Source organism: Desulfuromonas versatilis (genome assembly GCF_019704135.1).
Classification (GTDB): Bacteria; Desulfobacterota; Desulfuromonadia; order Desulfuromonadales; family NIT-T3; genus Desulfuromonas_A; species Desulfuromonas_A versatilis.
The window spans coordinates 1912855-1930632 of sequence record NZ_AP024355.1; the positions used below are offsets into that span (position 1 = coordinate 1912855).

Genomic DNA, 17778 nt, shown 5'->3' on the forward strand with positions numbered 1-17778 from the left:
TTTTATTATATCTCTGGAAAGGAGCAAGGGAATTATGAAGAAAATCGAATGCATCATCAAACCATTCAAGCTCGATGATGTGAAAAACGCCCTCTCGGAAATGGGCATCACCGGGATGACCGTCAGCGAGGTCCGCGGGTTCGGCCGTCAGAAAGGGCACACCGAACTGTACCGGGGAGCGGAATACCAGATCGATTTCATCCCCAAGGTAAAAATCGACCTGGTGGTATCCGCCGACCAGGTTGCGGAGATCGTCGCGGTGGTCCAGAAAGAAGCCTGCACCGGGCGCATCGGCGACGGCAAGATCTTTGTCACCTCGGTCGACCAGTCGGTGCGGATCCGCACCGGTGAAACCGGAGAAGACTCTCTCTAATAACGGTCCCAACGCGTAACTCATAAGGAGGTATTCCCATGAAAAAGAAAATTTCCCTCATCGCGGCCGGATTGCTGCTGGCTGTCCCCACGCTGGCCTTGGCGGAGGACGCCCCGGTCTCGGAGATGACCTACATCCTGAACACCTTTTCGTTCCTGGTGATGGGCATTCTGGTCATGTGGATGGCCGCCGGTTTCGGCATGCTCGAGTCGGGCCTGGTCCGCTCCAAGAACGTCGCCACCATCTGTCTGAAGAATATCGCCCTGTTCGGCGTCGCCGGTATCCTTTACTACCTGATCGGCTACAATCTCATGTATTCCGGGGTTGACGGCGGGTTTATCGGCTCCTTCGGTCTCTGGGGGGCCGACGATGCGGCCGCCGCCGCCGGCGACTACTCGGCCGGCTATGCCGCCGCCTCCGACTGGTTCTTTCAGATGGTGTTCTGTGGCGCCGCCTGTTCGGTGGTTTCCGGCTGCGTCGCCGAACGCATCAAGCTGTGGTCCTTCATGGCCTTCTGCGTGATCCTGACCGGCGTTATTTACCCGATCCAGGGTTCCTGGGGCTGGGGCGGCGGCTGGCTCTCCGAGATGGGTTTCGTCGACTTCGCCGGTTCCACCATCGTTCACTCGGTGGGCGGCTGGGCCGCACTGACCGGCGCCATCATCCTCGGCGCCCGCAAAGGCAAGTACGGCAAAGACGGGCGCGTCAACCCGATGCCCGGTTCCAACATCCCCCTGGCCACCCTGGGCACCTTCATCCTGTGGATGGGCTGGTACGGATTTAACGGCGGTTCGGTTCTCGCCCTCGGCAGCGCCGGGGACGCCATCGCCATGTCGAACGTCATGGTCAACACCAACATGGCCGCCGCCGGCGGGATGATCGCCGCCATGGCTCTGGTCCAGGTTCTGTACAAGAAAGTCGACGTCACCATGGCACTCAACGGCGCCCTGGCCGGCCTGGTCAGCATCACTGCCGGTCCCGACACCCCCTCCCTGGGGGCTGCTACCCTGATCGGCGCGGTGGGCGGTGTCCTGGTGGTCCTGGCCGTTCCCTTCTTCGACAAGCTCAAGATCGACGACGTGGTCGGCGCTCTCTCCGTCCACTTGGTCTGCGGCATCTGGGGTACCCTGGCCGTGCCTTTCACCAACGCGGACGCCAGCTTCCTGACCCAGTTCATCGGGGTGGCCGCTACTGGGGCCTTCGTCGTCATCGCCTCCAGCGTTGCCTGGCTGGTCCTCAAGTTCACCGTCGGCATCCGCTGCAGCGAAGAGGATGAGTTCCGCGGCCTCGACGTCTCCGAAATCGGCATGGAAGCCTACCCCGATTTCCAGCGGATCAACATCGGCGGCTCGGGTGTGCTCCCCGGCGTGCCCGGTGCCGCCGCGGCCGCCACCGCGGCCCGTCCCGTAAAGCAGTCCTGATCAGCCTGAGCAGCACCGTAGATGCAATTTCAATGACCCGCCTGGTGGAATCAGCGATTCCACCAGGCAACTTAAACCTCACGCAAGGAGATCTAGGGAGTATGAAGAAGCTGCTGATTGTATTGGCCACTGTATTGATGAGCACCGCCTGCCTTGTCACCACCTCGACGGCGGCCGTTGAGGTGGAGGGAGATGTTTACGCCGGCTATTACGACAAATACCTTTGGCGAGGGTTCGACCTAAGCAGCAGCAAGCACGTTCTTCAGCCCGGGATGGATGTCAGCTTCAAGGGGCTGACCCTGAGCTACTGGAGCAACATCCAACTGGATGACGGCGAGCTTTCCGAGACCGACATCACCGTGGACTATTCCTTCGACGTCACCGATCTGGTTTCGCTGAGCGTCGGCAACATCTACTACAACCTCAGTGGCGATAAGGATGTGGCCGCGATCACCGCCGACACCAACGAGCTTTACCTGGGAGTCGGGCTGAACACCCTGCTCTCGCCCACCGTTACCGCTTACTGGGACTACGACCAGGCTGAGGCGGACGGCCTGTACTTCACCTTTGCCGTTGGTCATTCGATCAAGACCTGTGAGGCGTTCACCCTGAACCTAGGCGCCCTGGTCAGCTACAACCAGTCCAGCGACTACGCTGTTGCCAACTTCGACGACTTTCACAACTATGAACTGAGCATCGGTGGCGACCTCGCGGTGACTGACCAGATCAGCATCAGCCCCTCCTTCCTGTACTCCTCGGGGATCAGCGACGAATCGAAGGCGCTGATCGACAGTGAAACCCTCGGCGGGATCACCGTGACCCTGACCTTCTAAGTACAATAGCCGCCAGGTTTTGCCTCCTGTCGACAAACGGGCCGCCATCCCCTACAATGGGACGGCGGCCCTATTTTTTTCAGGAGTTTGACGGTTTGGCGGAGCCTTTTCGGAATGACAAGTTTCCCGTGCGCCTCGCGGACGGTCATGAGGTCGAGTCGGTCTATTACGGCAGCGGCACCCTGTGCATCTCCAGCCAGGCCGGCTGCGCCGTGGGGTGTCCATTCTGCGCCTCCGGCAAATCGGGATTGCTGCGCAACCTGAGCGTCGAGGAGATGCAGTTGCAGGTGGACGAGGCCGGGCGAAGGGGGCACCGCCCCCGGCGCATCACTCTCTCTGGCATCGGCGAACCGCTGCACAATCCCGCAGCGGTCGCCCGCTTCATCACCCTTTCGGCTACCGAGGGGCTTCCCGTCTCCCTGACCACCACCGGCCATCCTCTGGCGCGGCTCGAGGAGTTTCTGCATCTTCCCCACAACGGACTGATGCTTTCCCTGCATGCCGGCAGTTCGGCCCTCCATCGCCGGCTGGTGCCGCATGGGGCGGATTTCGAGGAGCTCTGGGCGGTGCTGGAGCGGCATTGGCCCCTGCTCTCCAGACGCCGCCGGCGCAAGCTCGGGGTGAATTTCCTGCTGCTCGCCGGGGTCAACGATGGCTCCGCCGAACTGCAGACCCTGGCAGAGCGCCTGAGAACCTTTCCCGAGCTGACCCTGCATCTGCTGACCTGCAATCCTGTGCCGGCCAGCCCTTTCGCCAGTCCGCCGGACGAGGCGGTGGCCGAAATTCACGCCAGGCTGGCGGGGCAGGGGATCAACGTGAGGCGACCCAACCCCTGGCGGGTTCGCCTCGAAGGGGGTTGCGGGACGCTCCTGCTGCGCAGGGGGGCTCGGCCGTAGCAAAGCCGCCTTTGCTGTGCTATTCTTCAACCCTGTTCGCATCCCTTTCCCAAGCGAGTTCATCATGGCCAACCTGTTGCGCAACAATCCCCTGACCAATTTTGCCCGCGGGTTTTTCTACCCCTTCAACAGCACCCGCTTTCTGCTGCATCACCCCGCGCTGTTGAAATACGTGGCGATCCCTTTTCTGATCAACCTGGTGGTGTTCTCCAGCGCCGTGTTTCTCGGCTTTGATTTCTTTAACGACGTGGTGATCCATTACGTACCCCGCGGCGAGGCCTGGTACTGGGCGATCCTCTACTACTTCGCCTGGTTGGTGGCGGTGCTGGTCACCGCCGTGGTGGTCTTTTTCAGCTTTACCGTGGTTGGGAACCTGGTCGCCTCGCCTTTCAATGACCTGCTTTCGGAGCGAACCGAGGAAATGCTCACCGGGCAGAAGCATGACGAGCCATTTTCTTTTGCGGCCTTCTGGAAGGACACTTTGCGCGTGGTCGGGGTCGAAGTCAAAAAAATGGGGTTGTTCGTCTTAGTCATGGTGATGATTCTACCGCTGAACCTGCTGCCCGGTTTCGGATCCATCATTTATTCGGTGCTGGCCTTCGTGCTGACAGTGTTTTTCCTGGTCGTCGAGTACCTGGGGTACGTCATGGCCCGCAAACGGCTCGATTTTCGCCAGCAGCGGCGTTATGTATTAGGGCGCCTGGCCACCCTTGCCGGTTTCGGCACGGGCGTGCTGGCGTTGCTGGCGATACCCTTTCTGCAATTTTTCTGCATTCCCGTGGGTGTTGTGGGGGCGACCCGCCTTTGGTGCGACCTGGAGAGCCGCGATGCTCCAGGGGGGAGTTCCACCCCGTCCTGACCGGTTTGTCGTTTTCATCGGGAATCGTTTTCCCGTCGAGGGATTATGTTGAATATTGCCATTCACGCCGCCATCGCCGGGGGCAAGGTGCTGATGCAGAAATTCGGCAGGACTTTGTCCGTGGCCCATAAGGGAGAGGTGGACCTGGTCACCGAGGCGGACCGTGCGTCGGAGGATGCCGTTGTTGCCATCCTGAGGGGAACCTTTCCCCGCCACGACATCCTCGCCGAGGAGGCCGATCATGGTCGGCGCGATTCGCGCTACCGTTGGATCATCGACCCGCTGGACGGCACCACCAACTACGCCCACGGGTTCCCCTGGTTTGCGGTTTCCATCGCCCTGGAGGTCGACGATGAGATCACCCTCGGGGTGGTTTACAACCCGGCGCACCGGGAGATGTTTGTCGCCGAGCGGGGTGGGGGGGCCTTTTTGAACGACGTGCAGATCCGGGTTTCCAGGGTTTCTCGACTGGATCAAGCCTTGCTCGCCACTGGTTTTCCCTACGACCGGAAATCCTCATCCGTCAATAATTACGATCATTTCGTCAATTTTCAACAGTCGGCCCAGGCCTGCCGCCGGGCAGGGGCCGCCAGCCTGGATTTGGCCTACACCGCAGCCGGGCGCCTGGACGGGTATTGGGAAATGAAGCTCAAACCCTGGGACGTCGCCGCCGGCCAGCTGCTGGTGGCGGAGGCGGGCGGGATGGTCAGTGATTTTGATGGCCAAAGCTTCGACCCCTACGGTCGGGAGTGCCTGGCCAGCAACGGACTGATCCATGCAGAGATGGTCGCGGTTCTCCAGGGCGGCAAAAGGCCCCGCTGATCTCCAGTCAGATGCGTGATCGAATACTGTGTATCTGACCGTTGCAGCCCCTGCCGATCCATGTGCTATACTTCAATCAGGATTCCTGGTAAAAGGGGCCGCGCTGGCGGGGAGACACTGGTATCCCCGAAGGGCGGCTGCAGTCACCCAAAGGAGGTAACATGGCCGAGCTGTACAGAGAAGGGGATGCGATGAGTATGAACCCAAGCCTCGACAAGAACCTCGAGAGAATCGACGAAGATCTTACCATCATGGAAAAACACGCCGCCGAACTTGCCGATGCCGAGGATTCCATCCAGGAGTCAATGAAAAAGCGGGACCGGGAGTACAAGGACGCGCGCCTCCACAGCGTTCCCCGTCCCAGGAAACACCTGCGCTGAGCTTGGAGAAAAAACACCCTACAAAAAAGGGCCCCATCACGGGGCCCTTTTCATTTGCCGTCAGTGTTTCATTTTCGTTGGCGGTTCGCCTTCTTCGGCCATGTGCTCGGCCTTGATTTCATCTTTTTCCGCCTCGAGGGTGGCGGCTGCCTGCTTCAGGCTGTCAAGCCTGCGCAACATATCCCTGACTTCCTCCGTATTCATCACGTCGAGGTCACCAGCTTCCCGACGCTCGTCGATCAGCTGTCCCAACTCGGAGTAAGTAGCGGATATTTTTTTGTGCAGGGAGGCCAGGTCGATCTTTTTCTGGGCGAGACGCTTGTACTGGTTGGCCCGGAAGGTTGCCTGGTGAAAGGTCTTCAAGGTCGCGTCCCAGATCTTCTCAGTCGCCCCCTTGGCCTTGTCATGGACGTCGGAGTGTTCCAGGGGTTCACGAGGGTCGTTTGTTTGCGGCATGGTTACCTCCCTTCCGTTGAAAAAGGGACTCAGTATGCTTACAGGCTAACACTTCTGGGCTGAGCGTCAAGCGGTGGGGGGGGGCGGGCTATTGGCAAAGGAAGATTTAGAACTTGTTCACGGAACTAAACTGTTCTAAAATAGTGGGAAATTTTTGTCTTTCGGGCTGGTATTTTTTACCAAGGAGGTGGAATGACAGCAGCCAAAGAAGCCGGGACAACTCCCTTCCAGATCGACCTGCGGCGCTATCTCCGCGAACTTGACGAAAATCGCGACCTGACCCGATTGATCTGCGAAATCGCCGACGCCTCCAAGTATATCGTCAACTCCATCCGGACCGGCGATCTGGGGGTGGCCGGTACCTCCAATCTGTATGGCGAGGATCAACTGGCCCTGGACGTCCTGTCCGACCGGATTATCCGAAAGCGGCTCCTGCACAGCGGGGTGGTGGCCAGGGTCGCTTCGGAGGAAATCTCGGAGATCATAACCATTTCACCCGACAGCCGGGGGAAATATTCGGTAGCCTACGATCCACTTGACGGCTCTTCCCTGGTCGATGTCAACCTGGCCGTGGGGACCATCGTTTCGATCTATGAGGGGGATAATTTGCTGCAGCCAGGCCGCAACCAGGTGGCGGCCCTGTATATCCTCTATGGCCCGCGAACCACGATGATGCTTTCCACGGGCAATGGGGTCCATGAGTTCGCGATGAATCAACTGATGGAGTACAATCTGGTCCAGGAGAACCTGAAGCTGGACCCCAAGGGCTCCATTTACTCCCCCGGCGGCCAGCGCAACAAGTACACCCCGGGCACCGAAAAGTTCGTCAGCCACCTCGAGGCCAAGGGGTCCAAACTGCGCTACAGCGGGGGCCTGGTTCCGGATATCAACCAGATCCTGGTCAAGGGCAAGGGGGTTTTCCTCTATCCCCATCTGCAGGACAACCCCAACGGCAAGCTGCGCGTGCTTTACGAGCTCAACCCTATGGCCTACCTGGTGGAACAGGCGGGGGGAGCCGCCTCCACAGGGAAACAGAGGATTCTCGACCTTCAGCCCCAGGGTATCGAGGACCGCGCCCCAGTATTCATCGGCTGCAAGGAGGACGTGGCCCTGGCGGAGAAGTTTATTGCGGAGGAGGCCAAGTAATCCTCCGTTATTTTTCGCGCGCAACGAAAAAGCCCGGCAGGGGAACCTGCCGGGCTTTTTTGCATGCATGGTGTACAGATTACTTCATCAGTTCCTTGACCTTCTCGAACCCGAGGCTGTAGGCCTTCTGGTTGAGGTCCTTGAATGCCGCGGGAACCTTGGCGAGAACGGCTTTTTCGCCGGCTTCGCGGGAGACGACGTCGGTCAGGGCGATCATCGCGCCGAGGGCCACCACGTTGGCGACGATTTCACGGCCAAGATCTTCCTTGGCGGTGCGCATGATCGGCATTTTGATAACTTTGAAATCCCCCTTGGGTTCGCGGGGTACGAAGTCCGCGTCGAGCAGCAGCACGCCGCCCGGCTTGATGCCGACGGCATACTTGTCGGCGGCTTCCTGGGTCATGGCCAGGCAGGCGTCGACGATGGTCGCCTTGGGGTAGTCGATCGGGGTATCGGAGATGATAACCTCCGACTTGGATGCGCCGCCGCGGGCCTCGGGGCCGTAGCTCTGGGACTGCACGGCGTTTTTCCCCTCGACGATGGAGGCAGCCTCGGCAAGGATGATCCCGGCGGTGATCAGACCCTGACCACCCGCGCCGGAAAAACGAATCTCGAATCTTTCAGCCATCGATTGGTTCTCCTCTTTCGCTGGATTGTCAGAATCAGGCGCCCTGAGCCTTGGCGATAACCTTGGCGTACTGCTCGCAGTACTCGGGCTTGTCCTCTTTGTAGAGAACGCCGGTCAGTACCTTGCCTTCAAGCTGCTCAGCAGTCATCTTGGCGGCAGCGGCAACCGGTACGGCGATATCCTTGAGGCGCTTCATCATGTCGACAACCGAGCGGAACTTGTTGCGGCGCCCGTAGGTGGTCGGGCAGTCGTCGAGAACCTCGATGACGGCCATACCCTTGTGCTGGATGCCTTCGGCGATCAGCTTGTCGATCTGGGTGGCGTGAAAGGCGGTGGTACGGGCCACGAAGGTAGCCCCGGCGCCAATCGCCAATTTGCTGATGTCGAAGGTGGGATCCGGGTTGCCGTAAGGAGTGGTCGACGCCTTGGCCCCGGTGGGGGTGCAGGGGGAGAACTGACCGCCGGTCATCCCGTAGATGCTGTTGTTCATGATGACGTAGGTCATGTCGATGTTGCGGCGGCAGGCGTGAATGAAGTGGTTGCCGCCGATGGCGGTGCCGTCGCCGTCACCGCCGACGCAGATCACGGTCATTTCGGGCTTGGCCATCTTGACGCCGGTGGCGAAAGCGGCTGCACGGCCGTGGGCGGTGTGCAGGGTGCAGTAATCCATGTAGCCGGGCAGGCGGCTGGCGCAGCCGATGCCCGAAACCAGGGCGGTATTGTTCTTTTCGAGGCCGCAGGTGTCCATAGCCCGGATCAGGCCCTTCATGACGATGCCGTGGCCGCACCCCGGGCACCAGATGTGGGGCAGTTTGCCGGGGCGGATCGATTTTTCGTAATCGTAAGCCATTTACATAACCTCCTTGACCTTGTTCATGATCTGGCCGGGATTGATCGGCTCGCCGTCAACCCGGTTGACCCCGGCGAGGGTCGCATTGCCCTTGATAACGCGCTCGACTTCGAGAATCATCTGGCCCAGGTTCAGTTCGGGAACCACGATTGCCTTGGCCTGCTGGGCGAGGGCGGCAACGCGCTTCTCGGGGAAGGGCCAGAGGGTAATGGGGCGGAACAGGCCGGCCTTGACCCCTTCCTTGCGCAGCTCGTTGACCGCGTAGCGGGCGCTGCGGGCGGTGGAGCCGTAGGCGAGGATAACGACTTCGGCGTCCTCGGTCAGGTACTCTTCGTTGCTCTCGATGTCCGCGGCATTGGCCTCGACCTTGCGGATCTGGCGGCGCTCCTCGGCGTCGACCAGTTCGGCCTTGGTGGTCGGGAAGCCGTCGGCGGCCTTGTTCAGGCCGGTGACGTGGAAGCGGTATTCGGAGCCGAAAGCCGCCAGGGGCGGAACGTCGCCCTTGGAGGCGTCATAGGGCTTGTAGTCCTTGGGCTCGACGGTGGGAGCGATGCGCTCGACAACTTCGAGTTCACCCGGCTCGGGGAATACGATACGCTCGCGCATGTGGCCGACGATCTCGTCATAAACGACCTGGACCGGCATGCGGTACTTCTCTGCCAGGTTGAAGGCGCGAACCGTTTCGCTGAAGATCTCCTGGCAGGAAGCCGGAGCCAGCGCGATGGCGGCATGGTCACCGTGAGTGCCCCAGCGGGCCTGCATGACGTCGGATTGGCCGGGGCCGGTAGGCATACCGGTGGAGGGGCCGCCGCGCATGACGTTGATGATGACGCAGGGGATTTCGGCGATGCAGGCATAGCCGATCAGTTCCTGCTTAAGGGAGACGCCGGGACCGGATGTAGCGGTAATGGCCTTGGACCCGGCCAGTGCACCGCCGATCACGGCGGCCATGGCGCCGATTTCATCTTCCATCTGGATGAATTTTCCGCCGACCTTGGGCAGCTCGTTGGAGAGCACTTCCGCAACTTCGGTGGAGGGGGTGATGGGGTAGCCGCCGAAGAACTTGGCCCCGGCATAGATGGCACCGTGGGCGCACGCTTCGTTCCCCTGCAAAAGAGCAACTTTTTTAGCCACTTTTCACGACCTCCTATGAATGGTTATTTCTTATGAACTTTGATAGCAAAGTCAGGGCAACGAAGCTCGCACTGCATGCAGGCGATGCATGCCTCCGGTTTGGCAACCTTGACTACAAACGAGTCCATCTCCAGGACTTTGGTGGGGCAGAACTCAACGCAGATGCTGCACCCCTTGCAGTACCTTTCGATAACTTCCAGTTCCGCTTTCGCACTGCTCATTCCCGTAGTTCTCCTTTTTGGTAATTTACGTTATCCGGCGCACAACCAATGCGGCGGAATGCTACCATATGCGACCGGTATACGCCAGATTTTTTTGTATACACCAGAATGTCCCGGTCGGCCAGGCGGTTTTGTCGGCCAGGCAACCGAGAAATACTGATCTATTCAAAGACCCCGGCGGATAGAAAAGAAGGGCAATGTCGCCATTGCCCTTCCCTGGTCTGGAAAAAGCACTGGCACTTACAGGTTCAGGCTGTCCACAAGGCCTTTGACGGCGGCAACGGACTTGTCCATCATGGCCTGCTCTTCGGCGTCGAGCTTGAATTCAAGAATTTTTTCTACGCCATTGGCGCCGAGCACGCAGGGGACGCCGACATAATATCCCTTGACGCCGAACTCGCCGTTGAGCAGGGCGCAGGTGGGCAGGACGCGTTTCTGGTCCTTGAGGATCGACTCGGCCATGGCGATGGCCGAAGACGCCGGGCTGTAGAAGGCGCTGCCGGTCTTGAGCAGGGCGACAACCTCGCCACCCGCGCCGCGGGTACGCTTGACCATGGCTTCCATGACTTCCTTTGCCTTGGCTGCGCTGCCGTACTTCTGCTCGAGAAGTTCCATGACCGGAATGCCGTTGACGCTGGCGTAGCGGACCAGGGGCACCATGTCGTCGCCGTGGCCGCCGAGGGTCATGGCGTTAACGTCTTTGACCGACACGCCCAGTTCCCAGGCGATGAAGGCCTGGAAGCGGGCCGAGTCCAGGACACCCGCCTGGCCGATAACGCGCTCTGCGGGGAAGCCGGTGACCTTCTGGCACAGGGTGACCATGGCGTCGAGGGGGTTGGAGATGACGATAACGAAGGCGTCGGGGGCGTTGTCGCGGATTCCTTCGGCCACCGAGCGCATGATCTTGGAGTTGACCTCGATCAGGTCGTCGCGGCTCATGCCGGGCTTGCGGGGCAGGCCGGCGGTGACGATGACCACGTTGGCACCGGCGATGTCTTTGTAGTCGTTGGCACCCTTGAGGGAGACGTCGAACCCGTCGACGGGGGCAGCTTCGGCAATGTCGAGGCACTTGCCCTGGGGCATGCCTTCCACGATGTCGAACAGTACAACATCACCCAACTCCCGCAGGGCCGCCAGCTGAGCCAATACGCCACCGATCTGTCCACCACCGATAAGAGCGATTTTGGGTCTTGCCATTTTGATCTCTCCTTTTGTTGGAAAATGAAAAACCAGGATTGGGGCAGTCAGGCTGCCCCAATCCTGCCAGTAAAATTAAATGGAGTCAATGATTGCGTTAAAGGTCGCGCTGGGACGCATCTCCTTGGCGGCCTTGGCCGGATCCGGCCGGAAATATCCGCCGATATCCACGGGGCGCCCCTGGGCGGCGAGCAGTTCCTGGTTGATCTTGGCTTCGTTGCTTTCGATCTGCTGGGCAACCTGGGTGAAGCGGGCAGCCAGATCCTTGTCCTTGGTCTGCATGGCCAGGGCCTGGGCCCAGTAGAAGGCGATGTAGAAGTTGCTGCCGCGGTTGTCGATCTCGTTGACCTTGCGCGAAGGCTCTTTCTGGTTCTCCAGGTACTTGCCGATGGCTGCGTCCAGGGTCTCGGCCAGGATCGCGGCCTTCTGGTTGCCGGTGTTGGCGGCGATCATCTCCAGCGAGGGGACCAAGGCGCAGTATTCGCCCAGACTGTCCCAGCGCAGATGGCCTTCCTTGAGAAACTGCTGAACATGCTTGGGCGCGGACCCGCCAGCTCCGGTCTCGAACAGCCCGCCGCCGTCGATCAGCGGCACGATGGAGAGCATGCGCGCGCTGGTCCCGAGTTCGAGGATCGGGAACAGGTCGGTCAGGTAGTCCCTGAGCACGTTTCCGGTGGCGGCGATGGTGTTCTGGCCTTTACGGACCCGTTCGAGGGAGAACTTCATGGCTTCGACCGGGGGCAGCACGCGGATGTCGAGGCCCTTGGTGTCGAACTCGGGGAGATACTTGTTGATCTTTTTGATGATCTCCGCGTCATGGCCGCGCTTCTCGTCGAGCCAGAACACAACCGGCTCGCCCGAGGCCTTGCCACGATTGACCGCCAGTTTGACCCAGTCCTTGATGGGGATGTCCTTGGTCTGGCAGGCGCGGAAGATGTCGCCTTTTTCAACCTTCTGCTCGAGCAGAGCCTGGCCGGCGGAGTTGACGATGCGGATCACCCCGGCAGCGGGCGCTTCGAAGGTCTTGTCGTGGGAGCCGTACTCCTCGGCTTTCTGAGCCATCAGCCCGACGTTGGCGACGCTCCCCATGGTGGCGGGGTTGAACTGGCCGTGGCGCTTGCAGTCCTCGACGATTTCCCGGTACATGGTGGCGTAGCAGCGGTCGGGCACCATGGCGATGGTGTCCTGCAGCTGATCGTTCTTGTTCCACATCTTGCCGCCGTCGCGGACGACCACCGGCATGGAGGCATCGACGATCACGTCGTTGGGCACATGCAGGTTGGTGATCCCTTTGCTCGAATCGACCATGGCCAGATCGGGTTGCTTTCCATAGCAGGCCTGGATGTCGGCTTCGATCTGGGCCTTCTTGTCGGCAGGGAGCTTGTTGAGCTTGGCGAGAATGTCACCGAGGCCGAAATTGGGGTTGGCGCCGATCTCCTTCAGGGTGGCGGCGTGCTTCTCGAGGGCGTCTTTGTAGAACACGGAGACGCAGTGGCCGAACATGATGGGGTCGGACACCTTCATCATGGTGGCTTTGAGATGCAGGGAGAGCAGGACCCCTTTCTGCTTGGCCTCTTCGATGGTCTCGGCGTAGAACTTGCGCAGGGCGGCAACGTTCATGACCGAGCTGTCGAGCACTTCGCCAGCCTGCAGCTTGAGCCCGTCCCTGAGCAAGGTGACCTTACCGTCGTTACCGACAAATTCGAATTTGACGGTGTCGGCTTTGTCCATGGTTACCGACTGCTCCGTAGCGTAGAAGTCGCCGCTGTCCATGTGGGCAACGCGGGTCTGGGAAACTTCGGGCCAGGGCTTCATCATCCGGTGGGGGTTTTTCTGGGCAAATTTCTTGACCGAGGCAGCTGCGCGGCGGTCGGAGTTGCCCTCGCGCAGGACCGGGTTCACCGCGCTGCCGAGAACCTTGGCATAGCGGGCCTGGATTTTCTTTTCCTCTTCGGTCTTGGGCTCCTCGGGGTAATCGGGAACGTCGTAGCCCTTGGCCTGCAGTTCCTTGATGGCGGCCTGCAGCTGGGGGACGGAGGCGCTGATGTTGGGCAGCTTGATGATGTTGGCTTCAGGGGTCTTGGCGAGCTCGCCGAGCTGAGTCAGGTAATCGGGGATTTTCTGGTCTTCCCGGAGCTTGTCGGGGAAGTTGGCGATGATCCGGCCCGACAGGGAGATGTCCTGGGTTTCGACCTCGATCCCGGTCCCCTTGGTAAAGGCCTGGACGATTGGAAGCAACGAGTAGGTTGCCAACGCCGGTGCTTCATCAATTTCTGACCAGATGATCTTCGATGTCTTAGTGCTCATGTTCTCTCCTTGGTTTTTATGCCAGTGGTGCCTGTAGCTTAATGAAAGGCAAAATCCCCTTCGCCTTCACCATAAAATTGATTCAAAAACGTGTATACAGTATACAACAGATTAGGAGGTGTCAAGGGAAAATGTGTCCCAGCGCAAAGGGCTGCTGCGACTCGGGGGGAGAAGGGGAAACGCCGTTTGGGAGTCGTTATTGTGGCGCCTTTTTCATTAGGGTTCCAGCCGGAAAAATATCGGACTGGCGCGCGGTCTCCCGGGCCTCCTCCTTTTCCTTTTCGGATACCTGGCGGGGAATGGTGAGGACCTGCCCCGAATAGAGGTGGCGGGGGTCTTTGATCTGGTCACGGTTGGCGCGGTAGATCAGGGGCCACAACAGCGGGTCAAGGTAGATGTCCTCGCGGGCGGCAATCGTCCAGAGCGTCTCGCTGCCGGCAACCGTGTAGCTGGCCGGAGGCGGTGGCGGGGGCGCGGGGGCCGGCAGCGGCAGGGGGGAAGGTGCGGGTTTCGGCTTGGGGGGCGGGGCCGGCTTGGGGGGCTCCTTGGCAAGCTTTGCCTGGAGGGTGGCCTGGCGTTCTGCTTCCGCGCGGGCAGCTTCCTGCTCCTTGCGCTGTTTGTCACGGCGCGCCTGCTCCTCCCAGGCTTTGAATTTGGCGCGGTAGGCATGGGAGGCGGCCAGGGGAAGAATTTCCCGGGCCAGGCGGTATTCACCCTGGTTGAACAGGTATTCGCCATCCTTCAACGCGTTGGCCGCCGCCTGATACTCGGTCGGTGCCAAGTCCTTGGCATTGGCACCGTAAGCCTGGGCAACGGCGGTGCGGGCCAGCTGCAGCTCCTGCCGAGGGGCGGAGGCGCAGCCCCAGCCCAGCAGGGAGAAAGCGAAGATGGCGATGAGCAGTCTGGGCATTCGAATCAGGGTTCCTCGGGATCCGGAGGGGGCCGGAAGAGCAAGGGGCGACCCGTAAGAGTCGCCCCTTGACCGGGAGGGGCAAGCCCTCGCTTTGTCAGTCCGTATTCATTACTTGGGGCGGGCGGCCAGGCGGATGGAAAGTTCCCGCAGCTGTTTTTCGTCGACCCCCCCGGGGGCTTCGGACATGAGACAGGTCGCCTTCTGGGTTTTCGGGAAGGCGATGACATCGCGGATCGAATCGGACCCGGTCAGAATCATCACCAGGCGATCGAGGCCGAAGGCGATGCCGCCGTGGGGCGGCGCGCCGAATTCGAGAGCGTCGAGCAGAAAACCGAATTTTTCCCGGGCCTCTTCGGCGCCGATGCCGAGCAGGTCGAACATCTTGCTCTGCACCGCCTGATCATGGATACGAATGCTGCCGCCGCCGATCTCCGACCCGTTGAGCACCAGGTCGTAGGCCTTGGCGCGGACTTTGCCGGGATCGCCGTCGAGCAGGGGAACGTCTTCGTCAAGCGGAGCGGTGAAGGGGTGATGAACCGCCACGTGGCGGCGGGCCTCGCCGTCCCACTCGAGCAGGGGAAACTCGGTGATCCAGACAAACCGGAACTCGTCCTTTTTGGCCAGGCCGAGCTTGTGGCCGAGGTTGACCCGCAACCGGCCCAGGGACTCGTTGGCAACCCGGTAGGAGTCGGCAACGAACAGCAGCAGGTCGCCTACTTCCGCCTTGAGGGCCCGGTTCATTGCCTCGAGCTCCTTGTCATTGAAAAACTTGGCGATGGGCGACTGCCAGCCGGCCTCGGTGACCTTGACGTACGCCAGACCCTTGGCCCCATAGATTTTCACGAATTCGGTCAGGTCATCGATCTCCTTGCGGGAGAACGACCCGCAGCCCTTGGCATTGAGGGCCTTGACGATGCCGCCGTCCTTGACCACATCGGCGAAGACCTTGAAGCCCGATTCCTTGACCAGGTTGGAGAGCTCGACCAGTTCCAGGTCGAAGCGCAGATCGGGGTTGTCGACCCCGAAGCGGGCCATGGCCTCGGCATAGGTCATGCGGGGCATGGGCAGGGAAACGTCGATGCCGAGGGTCTCCTTGAAGACCGCGGCGATCATCCCCTGCATGATGCCGATCACGTCCTCGCGGTCGACAAAGCTCATTTCGCAGTCGATCTGGGTGAACTCGGGCTGGCGGTCGGCGCGCAGGTCCTCATCCCGGAAGCATTTGACGATCTGGCAGTAGCGGTCGAAACCCGAGACCATCAGCAACTGCTTGAAGAGCTGGGGAGACTGGGGCAGGGCGTAGAAGGTGCCGGGGTTGACGCGGCTGGGTACCAGGTAGTCCCGCGCCCCCTCGGGGGTGCTCTTGGTCAGCACCGGGGTTTCGATTTCGAGAAATCCCTGGCCGTCGAGGTAGCGGCGAACGGTCCGCGTGACCCGGTGGCGCAGCATCAGGTTGTTCTGGATGGCCGGGCGACGCAGGTCGAGGTAGCGATACTTCAGGCGCAGGTTTTCTGCGACTTCGGTGTATTCGTCGAGCATGAAGGGCGGGGTCTTTGCGGTGTTGAGGATACGCAGTTCGCTCACCTCGACTTCCACTTCACCGGTCTTCATCTTGGGGTTGACGGTTCCCGCGGGGCGCGGGGAAACCTTGCCCTTGACCGCCAGCACAAACTCGCTGCGGACGGTATCGGCCTTTTTGTGGGCCTCCGGGTCGCGGTCGGGGTCAAGCGCCAGCTGGACGATCCCCTCGCGGTCGCGAAGGTCGATGAAGATCAGCCCGCCGTGGTCGCGGCGGCGCTGTACCCAGCCCATGAGGCAGACTTCTTTGCCGATCTCCGCAGCGGTCAGTTGCCCGCAATATTGACTGCGTTTCCAGTCACCGAGAATGTCGTTCAAGGGATCCTCCCGTAATAGATTGTTATCTCATTGCCCGGCGCCACGCGGGGCAACCAAAGCGAAAATTATACAAACCCCGATCCGCCATCGTCAAGCGCAATGGCGTTGAAACAGATCAGGCCCGCTGCAGTTTGCTCAAAAGGATCTGTTCCAGGGCGCTGAGGGGGACCTCCTCCTGGGTGCCGGCCTCCATGTCCCGCAAGGTGGCCTGCTTGCGGGCCAGTTCGTCCTCGCCGAGGATCAGCACGTAGCGGGAGCGCAGTTTGTCGGCACGCCGCAGCTGCGCCTTGAGGCTGCGCCCCTCGTAGTCCATTTCGGCGTGCAGCCCGCGGCGCTGCAGGCCGGACATGATCCGGAAGGTTTCCCGCGCGGCCTCGGCGCCCAGGGCGGCCAGAAACAGGTCCGGGCGGGAAGGGGCGAGCTTGTTGTCGCCGAGCATCAGCACCAGGCGCTCGACCCCCATGGCGAAGCCGATTCCAGGCAGAGCGGGGCCGCCGAGATCCTTGATCAGGCCGTCGTAGCGCCCCCCAGCGGCCACGGCGTTTTGTGCTCCCAGGCTGCCGGTGACCATTTCAAAGGCGGTCTTGGTGTAGTAATCCAACCCGCGGACCATGCGCGGATTGACCGCGAAGGGAATCTCCAGGTCGCGGAGGGACTGCTGGACCTGGCCGAAGTGCGCCTCGCAGTTGCCGCAGAGGTTGTCCAGCACCGAAGGGGCATCGGCGGTGGCTTGCTTGCAGTCGGGCACCTTGCAGTCGAGAACCCGCATGGGATTGCTCTGGTAGCGGCGCTGACAGTCGGCGCAGAGTTTGCCGAGGCGCTCCTGCAGGTAGGTGATCAGGGCGCTGCGATACCCGGGGCGGCACTCGGGGCAGCCCAGGGAATTGATCTGCAGCGAGACATCCTCGATGCCGACGGCGGCGAAAAAGTGGCTCAACATGGCCAGGACCTGGGCGTCGATTTTCGGATCCTCGATGCCTATGGCTTCGACGCCGATTTGGTGAAACTGGCGATAACGCCCTTTCTGCGGGCGTTCGTAGCGGAACATGGGGCCCATGTAGTAGAGCTTGGCCACCGGGTCCTGGGCGTAGAGCTTGTTCTGGATGTAGGAGCGCATGACCGGCGCGGTCCCCTCGGGGCGCAGGGTCAGGGAGTTGCCGCTCTTGTCCTCGAAAGTGTACATCTCCTTTTCGACGATGTCGGTCGTCTCGCCGATGGAGCGGCAGAAGAGTTCGGTTTTCTCCACCACCGGTACGCGGATTTCGGCGAATCCATAGTTGCCGAAAATGCTCCGCGCCTGGTTTTCCAAAAACTGCCAGGTTTCCACTTCGCCCGGCAGGACGTCGTTCATTCCTTTGATTCCAGCAATACTCACGAATAAAGATCCTCGCTTCATTTATTTGATGAGGGGTGGGCAAGCCTTAACCCTCCCCAGGTAGTTGATTC

General features: G+C 60.8%; 18 protein-coding genes. 8 read left to right on the forward strand and 10 right to left on the reverse strand.

Annotated elements, in window-relative coordinates; all coding sequences use genetic code 11:
• Positions 1-34: 34 nt before the first annotated feature.
• The 7 genes from DESUT3_RS08410 (at position 35) to DESUT3_RS08440 (ending at position 5584) form a co-directional block, all read left to right on the forward strand.
• Positions 35-373, forward strand: a complete 339-nt coding sequence (locus DESUT3_RS08410) for a P-II family nitrogen regulator (protein WP_221252035.1) — start codon at positions 35-37, stop codon at positions 371-373.
• Between the two features lie 38 nt (positions 374-411).
• Complete coding sequence (amt, locus tag DESUT3_RS08415; RefSeq protein WP_221252036.1) at positions 412-1794, forward strand: ammonium transporter; 1383 nt, start codon at positions 412-414, stop codon at positions 1792-1794.
• A 101-nt stretch (positions 1795-1895) separates the two neighbouring features.
• Complete coding sequence (locus DESUT3_RS08420; RefSeq protein WP_221252037.1) at positions 1896-2627, forward strand: TorF family putative porin; 732 nt, start codon at positions 1896-1898, stop codon at positions 2625-2627.
• Positions 2628-2722: 95 nt separating this feature from the next.
• Positions 2723-3523 (forward strand): radical SAM protein, encoded by an 801-nt coding sequence (locus DESUT3_RS08425; RefSeq protein ID WP_221252038.1) that lies wholly within the window; start codon positions 2723-2725, stop codon positions 3521-3523.
• A 64-nt stretch (positions 3524-3587) separates the two neighbouring features.
• Positions 3588-4382: a sulfate transporter CysZ gene (cysZ, locus tag DESUT3_RS08430; protein ID WP_221252039.1), complete on the forward strand. Its 795-nt coding sequence runs from the start codon at positions 3588-3590 to the stop codon at positions 4380-4382.
• Between the two features lie 45 nt (positions 4383-4427).
• A complete protein-coding gene (locus tag DESUT3_RS08435) occupies positions 4428-5204 on the forward strand; it encodes an inositol monophosphatase family protein (protein WP_221252040.1) in 777 nt (258 codons plus the stop codon).
• A 161-nt stretch (positions 5205-5365) separates the two neighbouring features.
• Complete coding sequence (locus tag DESUT3_RS08440; protein ID WP_221252041.1) at positions 5366-5584, forward strand: hypothetical protein; 219 nt, start codon at positions 5366-5368, stop codon at positions 5582-5584.
• A 60-nt stretch (positions 5585-5644) separates the two neighbouring features.
• Here the strand turns inward: DESUT3_RS08440 and DESUT3_RS08445 are convergent, their stop codons facing one another.
• On the reverse strand, positions 5645-6040 hold the full coding sequence (locus DESUT3_RS08445) for a hypothetical protein (RefSeq protein ID WP_221252042.1): 396 nt from the start codon (positions 6038-6040) through the stop codon (positions 5645-5647).
• Between the two features lie 192 nt (positions 6041-6232).
• On the opposite strand from DESUT3_RS08445, the gene DESUT3_RS08450 reads away from it, so the two are divergent.
• Positions 6233-7186, forward strand: a complete 954-nt coding sequence (locus DESUT3_RS08450) for a class 1 fructose-bisphosphatase (RefSeq protein ID WP_221252043.1) — start codon at positions 6233-6235, stop codon at positions 7184-7186.
• A gap of 79 nt (positions 7187-7265) precedes the next feature.
• Here the strand turns inward: DESUT3_RS08450 and DESUT3_RS08455 are convergent, their stop codons facing one another.
• The 9 genes from DESUT3_RS08455 to hisS form a co-directional block, all read right to left on the reverse strand.
• Complete coding sequence (locus DESUT3_RS08455; protein ID WP_221252044.1) at positions 7266-7814, reverse strand: 2-oxoacid:acceptor oxidoreductase family protein; 549 nt, start codon at positions 7812-7814, stop codon at positions 7266-7268.
• 34 nt (positions 7815-7848) lie between these two features.
• Positions 7849-8664 (reverse strand): 2-oxoacid:ferredoxin oxidoreductase subunit beta, encoded by an 816-nt coding sequence (locus tag DESUT3_RS08460; protein WP_221252045.1) that lies wholly within the window; start codon positions 8662-8664, stop codon positions 7849-7851.
• Positions 8665-9798 carry a 2-oxoacid:acceptor oxidoreductase subunit alpha gene (locus DESUT3_RS08465; protein ID WP_221252046.1) on the reverse strand — a complete coding sequence of 378 codons (1134 nt, stop codon included), beginning with the start codon at positions 9796-9798 and terminating at the stop codon, positions 8665-8667.
• 23 nt (positions 9799-9821) lie between these two features.
• A complete protein-coding gene (locus DESUT3_RS08470; protein WP_221252047.1) occupies positions 9822-10019 on the reverse strand; it encodes a 4Fe-4S binding protein in 198 nt (65 codons plus the stop codon).
• 240 nt (positions 10020-10259) lie between these two features.
• A complete protein-coding gene (gene mdh, locus DESUT3_RS08475) occupies positions 10260-11216 on the reverse strand; it encodes a malate dehydrogenase (RefSeq protein WP_221252048.1) in 957 nt (318 codons plus the stop codon).
• Positions 11217-11291: 75 nt separating this feature from the next.
• Complete coding sequence (locus DESUT3_RS08480; protein WP_221252049.1) at positions 11292-13523, reverse strand: NADP-dependent isocitrate dehydrogenase; 2232 nt, start codon at positions 13521-13523, stop codon at positions 11292-11294.
• 196 nt (positions 13524-13719) lie between these two features.
• The gene (locus DESUT3_RS08485; protein ID WP_221252050.1) at positions 13720-14433 is read right to left on the reverse strand and encodes a LysM peptidoglycan-binding domain-containing protein; all 714 of its coding nucleotides are present in this window, start codon (positions 14431-14433) and stop codon (positions 13720-13722) included.
• Between the two features lie 111 nt (positions 14434-14544).
• A complete protein-coding gene (gene aspS / locus DESUT3_RS08490) occupies positions 14545-16332 on the reverse strand; it encodes an aspartate--tRNA ligase (RefSeq protein WP_221252051.1) in 1788 nt (595 codons plus the stop codon).
• A gap of 115 nt (positions 16333-16447) precedes the next feature.
• Positions 16448-17728 carry a histidine--tRNA ligase gene (gene hisS / locus DESUT3_RS08495; protein WP_221252052.1) on the reverse strand — a complete coding sequence of 427 codons (1281 nt, stop codon included), beginning with the start codon at positions 17726-17728 and terminating at the stop codon, positions 16448-16450.
• Positions 17729-17778 lie beyond the last annotated feature (50 nt).